The sequence below is a fragment of the Nocardia cerradoensis NBRC 101014 genome, from assembly GCF_000308535.1.
Lineage (GTDB): Bacteria > Actinomycetota > Actinomycetes > Mycobacteriales > Mycobacteriaceae > Nocardia > Nocardia cerradoensis.
Map to the genome: position 1 here is coordinate 1 of NZ_BAFW01000248.1, position 16,966 is coordinate 16,966.

At 68.7% G+C, this 16,966-nt stretch carries 13 protein-coding genes and 1 pseudogene; 1 reads left to right on the plus strand and 13 read right to left on the minus strand.

The window, feature by feature from the left end; translation table 11 throughout:
- From ON23_RS26205 to ON23_RS26240, 8 genes are all read right to left on the minus strand, one after another.
- On the minus strand, positions 1-791 hold a 791-nt coding region (locus ON23_RS26205), incomplete at its 3' end, for a globin domain-containing protein (RefSeq protein WP_039781456.1).
- Positions 792-1,176: 385 nt separating this feature from the next.
- Positions 1,177-1,572 carry a heat shock protein transcriptional repressor HspR gene (locus tag ON23_RS26210; RefSeq protein WP_039781458.1) on the minus strand — a complete coding sequence of 132 codons (396 nt, stop codon included), beginning with the start codon at positions 1,570-1,572 and terminating at the stop codon, positions 1,177-1,179.
- Complete coding sequence (gene dnaJ, locus ON23_RS26215; protein WP_039781459.1) at positions 1,572-2,744, minus strand: molecular chaperone DnaJ; 1,173 nt, start codon at positions 2,742-2,744, stop codon at positions 1,572-1,574. The genes ON23_RS26210 and dnaJ overlap by 1 nt, the downstream gene beginning before the upstream one ends.
- 39 nt (positions 2,745-2,783) lie before the next feature.
- Positions 2,784-3,428, minus strand: a complete 645-nt coding sequence (gene grpE, locus ON23_RS26220; protein WP_039781460.1) for a nucleotide exchange factor GrpE — start codon at positions 3,426-3,428, stop codon at positions 2,784-2,786.
- Positions 3,425-5,266: a molecular chaperone DnaK gene (gene dnaK, locus ON23_RS26225; protein ID WP_030516678.1), complete on the minus strand. Its 1,842-nt coding sequence runs from the start codon at positions 5,264-5,266 to the stop codon at positions 3,425-3,427. The genes grpE and dnaK overlap by 4 nt, the downstream gene beginning before the upstream one ends.
- A gap of 347 nt (positions 5,267-5,613) precedes the next feature.
- Complete coding sequence (locus ON23_RS26230; RefSeq protein ID WP_039781467.1) at positions 5,614-6,264, minus strand: HhH-GDP family DNA glycosylase; 651 nt, start codon at positions 6,262-6,264, stop codon at positions 5,614-5,616.
- A 123-nt stretch (positions 6,265-6,387) separates the two neighbouring features.
- Positions 6,388-7,209, minus strand: a complete 822-nt coding sequence (locus ON23_RS26235; protein WP_063821335.1) for a DUF1707 SHOCT-like domain-containing protein — start codon at positions 7,207-7,209, stop codon at positions 6,388-6,390.
- Between the two features lie 9 nt (positions 7,210-7,218).
- Positions 7,219-8,292: a DUF1707 SHOCT-like domain-containing protein gene (locus ON23_RS26240; RefSeq protein WP_167331898.1), complete on the minus strand. Its 1,074-nt coding sequence runs from the start codon at positions 8,290-8,292 to the stop codon at positions 7,219-7,221.
- Positions 8,293-8,511: 219 nt separating this feature from the next.
- Between ON23_RS26240 and ON23_RS26245 the strand changes: the two genes are divergently transcribed.
- The gene (locus ON23_RS26245; RefSeq protein WP_039781472.1) at positions 8,512-9,672 is read left to right on the plus strand and encodes a zinc-binding dehydrogenase; all 1,161 of its coding nucleotides are present in this window, start codon (positions 8,512-8,514) and stop codon (positions 9,670-9,672) included.
- Between the two features lie 4 nt (positions 9,673-9,676).
- Here the strand turns inward: ON23_RS26245 and ON23_RS26250 are convergent, their stop codons facing one another.
- The 5 genes and pseudogenes from ON23_RS26250 to ON23_RS36140 all read right to left on the minus strand — a co-directional run.
- Positions 9,677-10,534 carry an RNA polymerase sigma factor gene (locus ON23_RS26250; RefSeq protein WP_039781461.1) on the minus strand — a complete coding sequence of 286 codons (858 nt, stop codon included), beginning with the start codon at positions 10,532-10,534 and terminating at the stop codon, positions 9,677-9,679.
- Between the two features lie 44 nt (positions 10,535-10,578).
- Positions 10,579-11,466 carry a haloalkane dehalogenase gene (locus tag ON23_RS26255; RefSeq protein ID WP_039781462.1) on the minus strand — a complete coding sequence of 296 codons (888 nt, stop codon included), beginning with the start codon at positions 11,464-11,466 and terminating at the stop codon, positions 10,579-10,581.
- Between the two features lie 120 nt (positions 11,467-11,586).
- Positions 11,587-13,145, minus strand: a pseudogene (locus tag ON23_RS26260) (dynamin family protein).
- A gap of 79 nt (positions 13,146-13,224) precedes the next feature.
- Entirely contained in the window at positions 13,225-15,093 is a 1,869-nt protein-coding gene (locus ON23_RS26265; RefSeq protein WP_039781463.1) for a dynamin family protein, read from the minus strand.
- A gap of 54 nt (positions 15,094-15,147) precedes the next feature.
- On the minus strand, positions 15,148-16,966 hold a 1,819-nt coding region (locus ON23_RS36140; protein ID WP_218001118.1), incomplete at its 5' end, for a hypothetical protein.

A 16,966-nucleotide genomic window follows, 5' to 3' on the forward strand; every position in this document is an offset into this window, starting at 1 on the left:
GCACGCAGCGGCGCGATTCCGGTGCCGCAGCCGACCATCAGCATCTTGCGACGCGTGTTGCGCGGCACCCCGAGCCCGCCCAGCGGCGCCCCGAGCAGCCACTGGTCGCCGATCGCGGTGTGGCCGACCATCGCCGGACTCACCCAGCCGCCGCTGACGCTGCGAATATGGAATTCGATCTCGCCCTGGGGATTCGCCGGAATCGCCGGGGACAGATATCGCCACATCCGCGGGCGGGCCGGGATCTGCACGCTCACATATTGTCCGGCCGCATAGGACATGGGCTGGTCGAGCCGCAGCCGCACGACGACCAGATTGCACAGCACCTCGCGATGTTCGACGACGGTTCCGGTCCAGACCGGCGGCGTCGTCTCCAGTTCGGCGGCGCCGATCATCGTCTCGCTGATCAGCCCGAGGCCGGCGTCCCAGGCCTGCTCCACCTCGTCGGTCCACAATTCGGTCCCGGCGTGGGCTCGCAAGGCGCTTTTGAGCGAATTGCCCACGGCGGCATAATGTTCGGCCACGACGCCGTATTTGCGATGATCACGACCGAGCTGGGCCAGGAAGGGCAGTAGCTGCTCGGGCTCCTCCAGCCGGTCCACGGCATAGCCGATGGCCTTGACCAGCCGGTCGCGCTGCACCTCCAGGGCGGCGGGGAAGAAGTCCCGGAGCTGCGGATATTCGGTGAACAGCAGGGCGTAGAAGGAGCGGGCGAGCTGTTCGGGGCCGCCGTCCTCCGCGGCCACCGCCTTGAACGTCGTTCTGATCAACGCGACGGTCCGCGAATCCATCTGTCCACAACCCCATTTCGCACGTCGAACACGGGCCGGTCCGGTGAGCGCGGTGCCGCCGGACACGCGGCGCAGCCGATGGTGACCGAGTGTAGGCGAGGTTTGCCGGACGCGGGACGCACTGATGGAACAACAGGGAGGTAATTCGGCCGAACCAAGGTCCGCGGGTGTGTAGGCCCCTGGAAACGGACTCAAAGACCGTGACACGCCATATATTTCGGCGTGTCCGGGAGTGGTCGCGCATGGTTCGATACGCGATTTTCAGATTTGCCGGTCGCATGCTGGGCAACCGTCCGGCATCCCGGGACGCGAACAGCGTCCCCGGTCGGGGACGCTGTCGCACAGTGTGTATTCGGCCGCGGAACGGGCGCCGCGCCGACCCTGTCTACCGCCGTTTGTTGCGCGGCTGCCACACCACCAGTGCGGTACTGCGTTGCGGCGGAGTCAGATCGGGCCGGTGCCCGGCCCGCAGGCGGTCGACCTCGGCGGTCAATTCACCCACCCGCTGCTGCAGCGCCTCGACCTGATTGGTGAGTTCGATGATCCGCTTGATCCCGGCCAGGTTGACGCCCTCGTCCTGGGACAGGCGCTGCACCTCGCGGAGCAGTTCCACATCTCGTGACGAATAACGCCGGCCGCCGCCGGAAGTGCGTTGCGGCGTAACCAGTCCCAGCCTGTCGTAGGTCCGCAGCGTCTGCGCGTGCATTCCCGCCAGCTGAGCCGCCACCGAGATCATGAAGTACTCGGTGCCGGTTGCCCGATTCTTCGGATCACCGTTCATTACGCACCTGCCCAACCTGCGCGCGGGTCGAACCCGCCGGCCTTCTCCGCCTCCGCGTAGCGCCGTAGCGCCTCGGAGGCTTCGTCGTCCAGCTTCTGCGGTACCGCGACCTTCACCGTGACCAGCAGGTCACCGGCGCCGCCGCCGCGCTTGGGCACACCGCGCCCGCGCACCCGCAGCGTCCGGCCGTCGGCGGTGCCGGGTGGCACCTTCACCCCGACTCTGCCTTCCAGTGTAGGCACGGAAACCGTTGTACCCAACACCAATTCGCTGTAGCTGACCGGCAGCACCAGGGTCAGGTCGTCGCCGTTGCGGCCGAAGACCTTGTCCTGGCTGACGTGCACGGTGACGTACAGGTCACCCGCCGGCGCGCCGCGCAGACCCGCCTCGCCCTGACCGGCCAGCCGGATCCGCTGCCCGTCGCGCACCCCGGGCGGGATGCGCACGGTGATGGTGCGGGTCCGGTTCTGGATACCGGTGCCGTGACAGTCGGTGCAGGGATCGTCGATGATCGAGCCCGTCCCACGGCAGTCGTCACAGGGTTCGCTGAACCCGAACGCGCCCTGGTTGCGGCTGATCACGCCGGTTCCGTTGCAGTGCGGGCACACTCGCGGGCTGGTGCCCGGCTTGGCGCCGCTGCCGTGACAGGTCGTACACGGCGACGGACTGGTCATCCGCAGCGGAACGGTCACACCCTGGGCGGCCTCGCGGAATCCGAGAGTCGTCTCGGTCTCCACATCGCTACCCCGTCGCGGGCGGGACGTGGTCCGGGTGCCGCCGCGGTTGAACAGGCCGCCGAGGATATCCCCCAGACCGCCGTCGCCCGCGCCGGCGGCCGCACCGCCGAAGATGTCACCCAGGTTGAATTCGTTGGAGAAGCCACCACCGCCGGCGTAGCCACCACCCGGTGCGTAGCCGCCGCGGCCGAAACCGCCGCTGGCGAACAACCGCCGGGCCTCGTCGTACTCCTTGCGCTTCTCCGGATCGGCCAGCACGGCGTGCGCCTCGCTGACCGCCTTGAAGCGCTCCTCGGCCTTGGTATCTCCCGGATTCTTGTCCGGATGCAGATCCCGGGCCAGTTTCCGGTAGGCCTTCTTGATCTCGTCCTGGGTCGCGCCGGAGGAAATACCCAGCTCTTTGTAGAAGTCCTTTTCCAGCCACTCCCGATTCACCGGGCATCTCCTCCTTCCGTCACGTTGCGCGACTGTGTGTTACTCGGCACCGTCGGCATCTCGGCCGGCATTCGCAGTGTCCGACGAGTCGGACAGATCCGCTACCCCATCGGTGACTCCGACCAGCGCATGGCGCAGGACGCGGTCGCCGAAGCGGTAACCCTTACGCATGACCACCCCGATCACCGGGTTGTGTCCCTCGCCCTCGTGCTGGACGGCCTCGTGCAGGGTCGGGTCGAAAGGTTCACCCTCGGCACCGAATTCCTCGAGGCCCTGCTTCTGCAGCGCGTCGGCGAGCTTGTCCGCGACCGACTTCAGCGGTCCGGACTCGAGATCGCCGTGGGCACGGGCACGATCCAGATCGTCGAGTACACCGAGCAATTCGGTGACCACCGCGGCCTTGGCCGAATCGATGGCGGCCTTGCGGTCGCGATCGACGCGGCGGCGGTAGTTCGCGTACTCCGCGGTCAGCCGCTGCAGATCGGCAGTGCGCTCCGACAATTCGGCGCTGATGCTGTCGGCGAGGGCGTCACCCTCGGCGGCCGAAGCGGAGGCCGAAGCCGTGTCGTTTCCGGCTGCGGCCTCGCTCACATCACCCTGCGGAGCGGACGGTTTCCCGTCCTGGTCGATCTTTCGGTTGTCGACGATGGTGACCGGCTCCTCTTTCGGGTTCTGTTCCGTCACTTCTTCTCCGGCTCTTCCACGACCTCGGCGTCCACCACGGTGTCGTCACCGGCGGACGCGTTGCCCGCACCGTCGGCGGCGGCGCCACCCTCTGCGGCCGAAGCCTCGTAGATGGCCTGGCCCAGGGCCTGCGATTCGGTGGCCAGCTTCTCCACCGCGGACTTCACCGCGGCGATGTCGCTGCCCTGCAGTGCCTGCTTGGCCTCGGCGATGGCCGCTTCGACCTTCTCCTTGGTCTCGGCCGGCACCTTGTCGGAGTTGTCCGCGATGAACTTCTCGGTCTGGTGGACCAGCGACTCCGCCTGGTTGCGGGTCTCCGCCTCCTCGCGACGCGACTTGTCCTCGGCCGCGTGCGCCTCGGCGTCCTTGATCATCCGGTCGATCTCCTCCTTGGACAGGCCGGAGCCGTCCTGGATCTTGATCGTGTTCTCCTTACCGGTGCCCTTGTCCTTCGCGGTGACGTGGACGATGCCGTTGGCGTCGATGTCGAAGGTGACCTCGATCTGCGGCACACCACGCGGGGCCGGCGGGATGCCGGTCAGCTCGAAGGAGCCGAGCAGCTTGTTGTGCGAGGCGATTTCGCGCTCACCCTGGAAGACCTGGATCTGCACGGACGGCTGGTTGTCGTCGGCCGTGGTGAAGGTCTCCGACCGCTTGGTCGGGATGGTGGTGTTGCGCTCGATGAGCTTGGTCATCACGCCACCCTTGGTCTCGATACCCAGCGACAGCGGGGTGACATCGAGCAGCAGGACGTCCTTGACCTCACCCTTGAGCACACCGGCCTGCAGGGCGGCGCCGACGGCGACGACCTCGTCCGGGTTCACGCCCTTGTTGGGCTCCTTGCCGCCGGTCAGTTCCTTGACCAGCTCGGAGACCGCGGGCATACGGGTGGAGCCACCGACGAGCACGACGTGGTCGATGTCCTTGACCGAGATACCGGCGTCCTTGATCACCGACTGGAACGGCGCCCGGGTGCGATCCAGCAGGTCGGAGGTGATCTTCTGGAACTCGGCGCGAGTCAGCTGCTCGTCGAGGAACAGCGGGTTCTTCTCCGCGTCCACGGTGATGTAGGGCAGGTTGATCGAGGTGCTCTGCGAGGAGCTCAGCTCGATCTTTGCCTTCTCCGCGGCCTCACGCAGCCGCTGCAGGGCCATCTTGTCCTTGGTCAGGTCGATGCCCGAGCTGGCCTTGAACTTGTCCACCAGCCAGGTGACGATCCGGTTGTCCCAGTCGTCGCCACCGAGGTGGTTGTCACCGGAGGTGGCACGAACCTCGACGACGCCCTCGCCGATCTCCAGCAGCGAGACGTCGAAGGTGCCGCCACCGAGGTCGAAGACCAGGATGGTCTGCTCTTTGTCGCCCTTGTCCAGGCCGTACGCCAGCGCGGCGGCGGTCGGCTCGTTGACGATGCGCAGGACGTTCAGGCCCGCGATCTGGCCGGCCTCCTTGGTGGCCTGGCGCTGCGCGTCCTCGAAGTAGGCGGGCACGGTGATCACCGCGTCGGTGATCTCCTCGCCCAGGTAGGCCTCGGCGTCGCGCTTGAGCTTCATGAGGGTACGGGCGCTGATCTCCTGCGCCGTGTACTTCTTGTCGTCGATCTCCACGGTCCAGTCCTCGCCCATGTGGCGCTTGACGGACTTGATGGTGCGATCGACGTTGGTCACCGCCTGGTTCTTCGCCGGCTGCCCGACGAGAACCTCTCCGTTCTTGGCGAACGCGACGACCGACGGGGTGGTGCGCGAACCTTCCGAGTTGGCGACGACGACCGGCTCACCGCCTTCGAGAACAGCGATGACCGAGTTCGTGGTCCCGAGGTCGATACCGACCGCACGAGCCATAGTGGTTCCTCCTAGGTGATGTAACTGTGTGTGGTGCAGGGGCGACCCTGCGCGCGGCACTGTGTTCGTGCCGGTCGGACCTTCCCGTATGTGTAGAGGTGGCCCCTGACACCGCACGGAGCACGGTCCTCAGCAACACTGAGCGTGGTCGGCTCAATCCTGCCCCCCGATCCCGTCGGAGTCAACCAGAGACTTGAGTCGCTTGCACTCAACCTTGCGTCGAACAGCTCAACGAGCGGGGCGGACGGTTCATTCCCGGCGCGGCGAAAAATTTTCCCGCCCCAGCGGCGATCATCCGGCCGGATACCGCGAGACGCGAATGACCAGGCCTTTCGATTTCCCTGGGCTCAACCGACGGCCGCGAGGACCTGGTCGGCGAGATCCTTGTCCAAACTCACCCGGACCAGCGCGGCGGCCAGTTCCGCGTCGTGGCCGGAACGGCCCAGGCGATCGAGCCGCTTCGGATCGGTCGACAGATGCAGCAGATCGGCGCCCTTACGGGCCCGGTCGTCGAAATGCGGGCGCACCCAGGTCCAGACGTCCTGCACCTCGCGCAGGAAGATCTCGGCGCCGGTCGGCCCGATGCCCTTGAACTGCTGCAGTAGTTCGGCCAGTCGATCCGGGTCGCGATCCGCTTCGTCGGCCAGTTTCCGCATATCGCCGTGGTAGCGGTCGAGCAGGATCGTGGCGTTCTCCCCGAGCCGGGTGGCGGTCGATTCGTCGTAGCGGCGGTAGTGGCCGCGACCCAGCGCGTCGACGAGGTCCTGCCAGTCGGCCTCGGCGACGCGCTGCGGGGTGCGGTAGCCGCTCGTTCTCAGTTCGCGCGCGGCGGCGACGGCGATATCGGCGGTGATCGGGGCGCTCATCAGATGTGCCAGCACCAGCAACTGGAACAGCGGGGCCGGTTTGTCGGCGAGGGAGATTCCCGCCTCGGCCGCATAGGTGGTCCCCGCTCGGTCGAGCAGTTCCCGGGCGATCCGATCCTCGTTCCCGCTCATCTGCGACACCCCACTTTCGTCGACCCGGCGATTCACTTCCCGGCTAACCCGAGACGCGCAGGTGAAACCCGCCGGGGAGGACGGGTCCGGCGTTCACTGCCTCACGGCTGGACGTTCACTGCCTCACGGCTGGGACTTGAAGACCACCAGCGGTTCGCCGGACGGCGCGACCACCAGGTGCCCACTGCGGGCACCTTCGGTGAAGATGGTGACCGTCGGCGGGTGGTCGGGTGCGGAGCTGTCGCGACCGATGATCAGATGGCTGACCTTCGTCTGCGGTGACCCGACGGTCCCCGGCGCTCCGGCCAGCAGTGCCGCCAACTTCGGCACATCGATCGTGGCGAGGTCGATCGGCGCGAGTTTCGGATCGCGGTTGCTGGTCGTCCAGGTGTCGAATTCGCCCTTGTAGGAGGCCCTTTCGGTGGTCGACGGATCGCCCGGGCGGGGCCGCTCGATCGAGGCGTGGTCCGGCATCAGCGTCACGTCGTCGGCAAGCAGATCGCCGTAGTGCTGACGGTAATCGGAGAGGAACGTTTCGATCCCTGCGGCGGTCGTCATATCCGGCGGCGTGTGATCGGCGAGCGGACCGTTGTCACTGCTCACCCAGCCGCAGAACATTCCGATCGATGCCGCGGCCGCCACGGCCCCACCGGCCACCATCCAACGCCTGGACCGGCGTCGCCGCGCCGGGCGCACGACAGGGGCATCGATCAGATTGGCCGGAATCTGCAGATCGCCGATCACCTTCTCCAGGTCGGCGAAGGTGCGGGCGCTCATCGCCGCCGCGGTGCGCCGCTGGTGATCGCCTTCGGAGAGCTGGCCGTCGTCGCGGGCGGCGTCCAGCAGTGCGCAGGCGTCGACGCGATCCGAATCACGCACGCGCAGAGCGCTGTTCGCGGCGCCGGAGGACGCGCCGGTACGGCGGGATGTGTCGAAGGTTCCCATCGGCGGCACCTATGTGTGGAATGGATAGACGCGAATCGGATCGCCTGCGGGCGTGGCCTCCAGGTACGCGTTCTCGTTGAACGAATTGCCGACGTAGATGCTGATCGTCGGCACCTTGCTGATGGTGTCGATGCCCATGCCGATATGACTCACCGCGCCGCCGGGGACCTTCAGCAGCGGTACCGCCCGCGCGATCAGATCGCCCAGCGCGGACGTGTTCACAGCGGCGAGGTCGAAGATCGGCTTGTCGGCCGAACGCGTGGTGACGGCGGTCGACAGCATGAATCCACCCCGATAGGAGTAGTCGGCCACCCGATTCGGCTGCCGCGCGGAGGTGCGGTCGACCGAAGCATGATCCGGGAAGAGCGACAGGTTATCGACGGTGGTGTCGCCGAATTTCGCCTGGTAGTCGCTGCGGAACTTCTCGAAACCGGCCACCGTGGTCAGGTCGGGCGTCTCGATCACCATGGGCCGCACCACCTGCGGCGCCGCGGCCACCACCGGTTCGGGCACGGGGGCGACCCGATGGGTCAGCAGATATCCACCCACCGCCGCGGCCGTCACGGCCACCGCCACGGCGCCCGCGAACCACGCCGTCCGGCTCTGCCTCCCCGCCCGCGGATCGATCGGCGCCTCGGCGGGGCGTTGCAGATCGGCGGTCAATTCGGCCAGATCGCCGAGGGTTTCGGCGGCCGCGGTCAGATCGGTGAGGGTCTGGTGTTCCGCCGCCGAGAGCTGGCCGTCGGCCAAGGCGGTGTCGAGGGCGCGGCAGGTTTCGGCCCGGTCGGCGTCGCGGGCACGGATGTGCGCCGGATAGCGGCCCGTCCGCCGGGGCGGGCCCGGCGGCGGCGTCCATTGCGCACCGCCGGCGGGCGGTTGCAGATCGCCGACCAGATTCCGCAGTTCGCCGACGGTCTTCGCGGTGGCCGCGCGGTCGGACCGGTCGTGGTATTCGTCGGCGCCCAGTTGGCCCTCGTCGAAGGCGGCGTCGAGCAGGGTGCGCGCTTGAACTCGGTCCATATCGCGGGCCCGCATGCTGCCGGGTGCGGGCATACCCGGCATTCCGGACCCAGAAGAGCTCACCCCTGGATGGTAGCGACTCGGCATCCGTATCCCGGCGTGTCGGAGCGGGACCGGGACGACCCCCGGCCTCTGAGGTCTTTCCGGCAGGTGGCGGCCGCGCCGCCGCCGCGCTCATGACGGGTGGACTGGTCGACCTGCTGGGAAATCTGGACAGTTCGTCCGCGGGTGTTCCTCCGCAATCCCGCTGATTCGGCACATCCCGCGCGGTACCGTGCGGATATGAAGGCCGTGGTGTGTTCGGAAGGCAAGCTGGAAGTCGCGGATATCCCGGCGCCGAAACCCGGGCCCGGCCAACTGGTGATCGCGGTGTCACGATGCGGGATCTGCGGATCCGATCTGCACGCCCGCCTGCACTGTGACGAATTGGCCGAGCTCGCGGCGGTCACCGGTTATCCGAATTTCATGCGCTCCCATCAGCGTGTGGTACTCGGACACGAATTCGTCGGGGAGATCGTCGAATACGGCCCCGGCTGCCGCAAACGCTGGCGGCCGGGCACCCGGGTGGTGGCATTGCCGATCGTGCGTAACGGGCGCACACCCGAACTCACCGGGCTGTCGGAGCAGGCGCCGGGCGGTTACGCCGAACAGGTCGTGGTGCAGGAATCCATGACGTTCCCGGTCCCCAACGGGCTGGCCACCGACCATGCGGCGCTGACCGAGCCGATGGCCGTCGCCTGGCACGCGGTGCGCAAGGGGCGGGTCGGTCGCAACCAGCCCGCGTTCGTGGTCGGGTGCGGGCCGATCGGCCTCGCGGTCATCAGCATGCTAAGCGCCGCCGGCGTGAAAAATATTGTCGCCAGCGACTTCTCACCGCGCCGCCGCGAACTGGCGCGCCGGTGTGGTGCGAATGTGGTGGTGGATCCGAATCTGGAATCGCCGTGGACGGCCAACCCCGCGAAGAGCCGCATCTCCGGCGTCACCGATATCCTCAATCTCGGTTTCGACACCATGACGCGACTGCGCAGCATCCCGAAACTGCCCTGGTGGTATCTGTTCCGCCTCGCGCACAGCCTGGACGCGGCGCCGGGCGGGCCGGTGGTGTTCGAATGTGTGGGCGTACCGGGCATCATCGACCGATTGCTCACCGACGCACCGCCTTTGACCCGCATCGTGGTCGTCGGAGTGTGTATGGAGACCGACCGTTTCCGGCCCGCGATGGCGATCAACAAGGAGATCGAACTGCGCTTCGCCTTCGGCTACGACCCGGGCGAATTCCGCGACACCCTGCACATGATCGCCGACGGGAAGGTCGACCCGGCCCCGCTGATCACCGGCACGGTGGGATTGGCCGGGGTCGACAATGCCTTCACCGCTCTGGGCAGTCCCGAACAGCACGCGAAAATCCTTGTGGACCCGTCGAGTTCACTGATCGACGTGTGATCGTTCAGCGGTCGAGCAAGGGAAAGCGTCCGGAGTCCAGCAGGCTCGCGATCGCCGCCAGCCGGGCCGGCGGCAGCGCGTAGTCCGGATGAGCCCGCAGGATCGACGCGGCATCGTGCAGGCCGGCCATCTGCGCTTCGGCATCGGCCGCACTGCGACCACCTGGCGTCACCGGATGACCGGCGAGGCCGGGCCTGCCGGGCCGCACCCGGCCCTGATCGACGGCGGTCCGCACGCGGCGCGAACATCGGCACGGTGCTGCCGGATTCGCCACCCCGCAGGTGGAGTCGAGGAAGTTGCCGAGCCGAGTTCGCGCCCGTTCCAATCGTTTCCGATAGGCCGCCGCGCCGATACCGAGAATCCACGCGGCCTCGGCCGAGGACAGTTCGAAGACATCGGCGAGGACGAACGCGACCCGCTCGTCACGAGCGAGACATTGCAGCATCGCCTGGCTGCAGACGAGCCGGACCTCCCGGGTGAGCACCGTCGCCTCGGGGCCCCGATAATCCTGTTCGGCAAGCCCCTCCAGCAGATTGGCGCCGAAGCCGTCCAGATCCAGATGTGCCGATTCCTGCGGGCTGCGGCGGCGTTGATTCAGCAGATGGTTGACGCCGATGCGATAGGCCCAGGTCGTCAGCTTCGCCTCGCCGCGCCAGCTCGCGAGATTGCCGACAGCGCGCAGCAGGATCTCCTGCACCGCGTCCTCGGCGTCGGACGGATTGCCGGTCATCCGTAATGCCAAGCGGTACAGCGGATCCTGCAGCAGTCGCACCACCTCGGTGACGGCGCTCCGGTCACCGGCCACGGCGCGATCGACCAGGGCGGTTTCGGCCACCCGCTCATCGGCGTCGTCAACGCTCATCGACCTATCGTGCGGTGCCGCGGACGGTACCGCAACGTCGCAGGTCACTGCCGTGTTGCCCGGGCCTCGGCCCGGGGTTGCGTGAGCCGCGAATCGCGCAGCCAGGTCGCGACGGCCGCCCCTATCGCGTCGGGACGGTCCTCGGGTGCGTGGTGTCCGGCCGCACCGATTCCGACGACCTCGACCGCGGCGAACGTCCGCCGCGCCCACTCCACCGCGTCCGACGATCCGAGGCCGACGCCGGCATCCACAGCCATCACCAGCTTGGGGATATCCGGTGTGGCAGCCATCCAGCGGCCGTAGTCCGCCATGACGGCGGCGACGTCGGCGGGCTCGCCGTCAAAAGGAATCTCTCTGGGCCACACCAACATCGGCCGTCGGGACTCCGGCGTCGGATAGGGCGCGCGATACACGTCCAGGTCGGCCGGAGTCAGGCTGCGGGCGCCGAACGGGAGATTGAATTCGATGAACATGTTGTCGCGCAGGATCATCTGTTCGCCCTCCGGTGACCGGAACCGCCGGAACAGCTCCGCGCCCTGTTCGGGCATCTCGGACCAGCGCGGCGGCCGCAAGAACGTCTCGAGCACCGCGACGCCGCGCACCCGCTCGGCATGCCGCGCGGCCCAGTCCATCCCCAGCGCACCACCCCAGTCGTGGCCCACGAGCACGACCTCCTCCAGGTCCAGGGCATCGAACCAGGCGTCGAGGTAGCGGGCGTGATCGGCGAACCGGTAGGCGATATCGGGCTTGCCCGACTCCCCCATCCCGATCAGATCCGGCGCCAGCACCCGGGTCAGCGGGTCGACGTGCGGAATCACGTTGCGCCACAGATACGACGAGGTGGGGTTGCCGTGCAGGAAGACCACCGGAACCGGTCCGGTGCCGCTCTCGCGGTAGTTGACGAAGGAATCGAGAGTCACGACGGTCGGCATGATGTGTCCTCGGATCGGTGCCCGGCCGATTCTTCGGCCCGTACATCCGGTTTCGACACGGGCCGGACGAGGTTGTGACAGGCACTCAATGTGATGCGTGACACATCACAGCACTGAGGGTCAGCGGGCGCGCGGCGGGCGCACCCGGCTCATCGGCGTGGTTTCCGGTTCCCGCAACTGATCGACGATGCCCTCCGCGCTCCGCGCCGCGGTCAGGCAGGCCTCGGTGGTGAATCGGTCGGCCAGCGGATGGCGCGCCCGACCACGCCACTTCCGCACCGCCGCCACCGCGTGCGCCTGCACTTCACCGCCCGGAGCGTCCGGCGGCAGCCCCAGGCGCAGGTGCGGTGCCACGCCGGAACCGCCGATCAACCGGTACAACTCGGTGACATCGTCGGCAGGCAGGGGCAATTCGTCGGTGCGCAACCGCCCGAGCAGACGCAGCTCGGCGAATCCGTGCACATCCGCCAACAGGCTGTTGATCTGTGGCAGCAGGTCGTCGGCGCGCGTACCCGGATGGGCGGCCACGATCCGCGCCACCGCCGTCAACGCCGAATGCGCCTTCAGCTGATCGGCTCGCTGGGCGAACTGCACATCCAGCACCGTGCGCAGTTCCTCCACACCGCTGCGCTCGGCGAGTTCCCGGGCCAGCGTGGCGGAATCGCGCACCCCCAGGCGGATCAGCGTCACCGCCATGCGGATGCCGAACAGGCCGAACCGGGCCGCGAGATGCGCCCGCAGATCCGCCGGCACCGGCAGCGGCAACTCCGGATGGGCGAATCGGTCCGCGGACAGCAGCGCGATGCTCAGATCGTCCACCGAGATCCGCGCCAGCGTCTCGAAGGCATCGAATTCGCGCTGCCGCAGCGTCGCGCCGGCGAAGGCGAGCAGACCGGCGACCGGAATCACCGCCTGGCACAACCCGGTTCGTTCCAGTTCGGTGGCGAACCGGGCCGAGACCTCGCGAGCCGAATGCAGGGCATCGATGCGGCCGGCGCCGATCTCGTCGGCCCGGGAGACCACTCCGATCACGCCGAGCGGTCCCGAAACACCCTGCCGGGCAGCACCTCCGGCGCCGATGCGCTCCAGGAATCCGATATCGGAGGCGTCCAGCCGGCGCAGCAGATAGACGACCGCGTCGGCCTCGGGCACCGTCACCGCCGCATCCTCGTCGGGCGTCAGCAGGCGCGAGGTGCGCAGCGACACCTCCCGCGACAGCGACGAGGTCCCCGGGGTGTCGATGATGGTGGTGCGGGCCAGGGTGGCGGCCGGCCACTGCACATCCAGATGGTCGACCTCGTGCTCACCGGCGGCGTTCCAGCGCAGCGCCGACAGGTCGAAGCTCAAGCCGTGCGCGCCGGGCAGGCCGTCGGCACCGGGGGTGCGCCGCACCACCACATCGGCGCTCGCGCCGTCGGTGGCCAGGGCACTCACCCGCGGCGCCGGGCCGTGGCGGTACCAGGTCACCATCCGGGTGCACTCGGTGGCATCGGTCGGCGCGATGTCCTGGCCGACCAGCGCATTCAGCAATGTCGACTTACCCGCCTTGAGCTGCCCGGCCAGCGCGACCCGCAGCGGTTGGTCGAGACGGCGCGCGCAGTCACCGAGCATCGCGCGGGGCGCGAACGCGGCGCATAGGCCTGGCGGGCGGCCGACACCAACCGGCGCGCCTCCCCCACGATGCCCGGCGTCTGGTCGCTGACCTGGTAACTCACGCGTCGACCGTACCCGAGCAGTCTGGGAATCCCGGTGCCGTGGTTACGACTGCGCCCCGCGCGCATGACGCCCGGACGCACCCGCGGGCGGCAGCATCACATCGGCATGACGTCGCAGTTCGGCCACCACGCGCAATTGCCGCTCGAGTTCCGCGCACCGCTCGGCCCGCTGTGCGTTGGCCACTCCGGCGGCGTCCTGCGCGGCCTGCAGCGAATCGTTGATCGAGCGCAGGCTCCGGTCGGCGATTCCGGTGAAGTGATCGCGGAGAATGCGATGGATGCGGTGCAGCCGGTCGCGCGACTCCTTCCCCGCCTCGAAACTCACATCGTCGAGGTAGCGGCGCACCGCCATCTTCGCCTCGCTGCGCTTGCGGGCCAGCCGCTCCCGCTTGTCGTCGCGAAACGCCTTGCCGCCCAGCAGCACACCCGCGCCCAGTGAGACCGGATTGATCAGGGCCAGGCCGGCGACCGTACTGGCCAGACCGATCATCACCATGCCGCCGTAGGAACCACGCATACCGACGAGCAGTTTGTGGCCGATGCCGAGATCCGGCTCGAGATCGGCCAGCGTCACCCCCGCCACGCGCGATTCCTCCAGCTCCGAACCCGACCGCACCGCGGGCAGATCCACCGCGCCGAATTCCAGGAAGTGTTCGGCCACCCGCTCGGCCAAGTGGATGGCGCGATGATGCGTCCACAGCAGATTGTCGCCGATGGCGGTGTCTGTCGTCTGCATCAGCCACTGTTCCAGCTGATCCCACAGCCTCCCGGGATCGTTCTCGTCGACCCACTCCTCGGCGGTTCTGCCGATGGCGCGCAATCGATCTCGCAGATCATGATCGATATCGCCGGCCAGATCGGTGATGCCGTCGCCCAGGGTCTGCTGCCAGGCGGCGGTCCGGCGATGCAGCTCCTCGGCCTGCGCCTTGGCGGTGCGCAGTTCGCGGATGGCCGCCGCACCGCGTTCGGGGTCACGCAGGGCGACCAGCTCGCTGCTCAGCGCCAGCGCGAGATGCTCTGCGGCAGAGGAGATATCGAGCGCCACCGCGCGCTGCGCTGCCGCCTGGTCCCGGGCCACCACCTGTTCCCGCAGGAAGTCGAACAGCACACCGAAGCCGGATTCCCGGCCCAGCTGCTGGTCCTGCAGCCGCATGGCGTGGCTGCGCAGCAGGGCCGATACCGGAATGATCGGCAGTGCCAGGCGATTTCGCTCCAGATGCGCCTGGTCGGCCTGCAAGACCTGACGCCAGTGCGGATACAGGTCGATCTTGCTGAGTATCAGGGCGACGGCCGGGCACAATTCGCGCACCTGCCGCAGGAAGTCGACCTCCGGTTCGGTCAGTTCCGTGGAGGCGTCCGAGAGCACCAGCACCGCGTCGGCGGCCGGGGCCAGGGCGAGAACCGTCGCGGCCGTGGCCGTCGCGTGGCCGCCGACCGGCGGCGTGTCGATGACGACGATCCCGTCGGCCAGCAGCGGATTCGGCAGCTCGATCTCCACCCGCGCCACCCGGCCGTGCGGAGATTGCGGCCTGACGGTGTGAATATCGCTGAGCGGCACCGATATCCGGCGATTGTCCCGCTCGTCACCGGAGGGCGTGGTGATGACGATCTCGGCCCGGGCCTGCGGGCCGTGGGCGAGCACGATCGGCACCCCGGTGGTCGCATCGTCACCGACCGGGCTGATGTCGAGATTCAGCAGCGCGTTGACGAACTGACTCTTGCCCTGGTTGCCCAGGCCCACCACCACGATGCGGCGGCGGGGGTCGCGGATCCGGGCGGCCAGCACCTCCAGCCGGCCGACCAGATCGTCGCGATCGGCGGTGCGCGCGGCGGTGATGGTTTCGGCGAGAATCCGCGACAGCGGCGAGGCAGGCGCCTCCGGGGCGGTGTTCGCCGCGACCACACTGCTCATTTTCGTTGCACCCCAACCTGTTTCGTTACTCGATCCGGTATTTCGCCGCTACCCTCAGTGCAGCAGTCCGCCGGTGATGTCACCGGAGGCGTGCGTATCGGTGACGGTCGAGGCATGGCCGGACGCGTCGCCGAACAGGCTCGAATCGGTGTGACCGCCGGTGTCCAGCCCGCCGGACAGCGAGCTGTTGCCGCCCGCAGCCAGGGTGCTGTCGATGCCGCCGTGCGCGGATCCGCCGAGGGCGCTGTCCACGCCGCCGCCGATCCCCGAGGTGCCGACGCCGGAGATGTCGGTCCCGACACCGCTGCCGAAGGCGTGCGACACATCGACACCGGACCAGGTGCCGGCGGCCGTACCCGAGAGTGCGGAGGAAGTATCCGTGCCGGCGTGCAGCCCCGAATCGACCGAGCCCGCCAGACCCGAGCTCGCATCGGCACCCGCGTGCAATCCCGAATCCGCCGCGCCCGACAGCGAACTCGACAGGCCGCCCGCACCGTGCAGACCGGACTCCGCCGTACCGGACAACGAGGTGCCCAGGTCACCGGCACTGTGCACACCCGACGCGGCGGTACCGGACAACGACGTACCCAGATCACCGGCACTGTGCACACCCGACGCGGCGGTCCCGGACAACGACGTACCCAGATCACCGGCGCTGTGGACGGCACCGGCACCGGCACCGGACAACGACGTACCCAGATCGCCCGCACTGTGGACGGCACCGGCACCCGCGCCGGACAACGACGTACCCAGATCGCCCGCACCGTGCACGGCCGATGCGCCGGCGCCGGAGAGCGAGGTCGCCAAGTCGCCGGCCGTATGGACTCCCGCATCGGCCGATCCGGACAGCGAGGTTCCCAGGCCGGTCGCGCCGTTCACACCGGACGTCGCCGCACCCGACAGCGAGGACGACAGATCCCCGGCCGCATGCGCACCCGAAGCCGCGGCCCCGGACAGATCGGCGCCACTGTGCACCGCGCCACCGAGACCACCCGACAACCCGGTCTCCAACCCGGTAGCGCCCTGCGCCCCCGAGGCCACCGCCCCACCGAGCCCGGCTCCGATGCTGGTAGCACCCCCGAGCCCCGCGGCAGCGTTCGCCGCACCACCCAGCGCACCGCCGAGCCCGGCACCGGCGTTCGCCGCGCCGCCCAGTCCCGCACCTGCATTCGCCGCACCGTTGAGGGCACCACCGAGTCCCGCACCGGCATTCGCGGCACCGCCCAGGGCACCAGCGAGACCTGCACCAGCATTCGCGGCACCGCCCAGGGCACCAGCGAGACCTGCACCAGCATTCGCGGCACCGTTCAGGGCACCACCCAGTCCCGCACCGGCATTCGCGGCACCGCCCACGGCACCACCGAGACCCGCACCGGCATTCGCGGCACCGCTCAGCGACTCACCCAGTCCCCCAGCCACATTCGCCGCTCCACCGAGCGCACCACCGAGTCCCGCGCCCGCATTCGCAGCACCACCGAGTTCTCCACCGAGTCCCGCACCCGCCTCGGTCACACCACCGAGTCCGGCACCCAGATCGCCACCCAAATGAGCCGCGTCCCCGAGCGAACCTTCCAGTCCCGCACCGGCATTCGCGGCCCCACCCAGCGCACCACCGAGACCGGCACCAGCGTTGGCGGCACCTCCCAGTCCGGCGTTCGCCGCGCCACCCAGCGCGCCACCGAGTTCGGAACCCACCCCGGTCGCCGCACCCGCAGCACCGGACAGGCCCGCACCCAAAGTCGACCAGCCGCGTTCAGCGCCCGCCGAGACCGGCACCGGCCTCCGCCGCGCCACCCAGCGCACCGCCCAGTCCGGCACCAGCATTGGCCGCACCACCCAGCGCGCCACCGAGTTCGGAACCCACGTTGGCGGC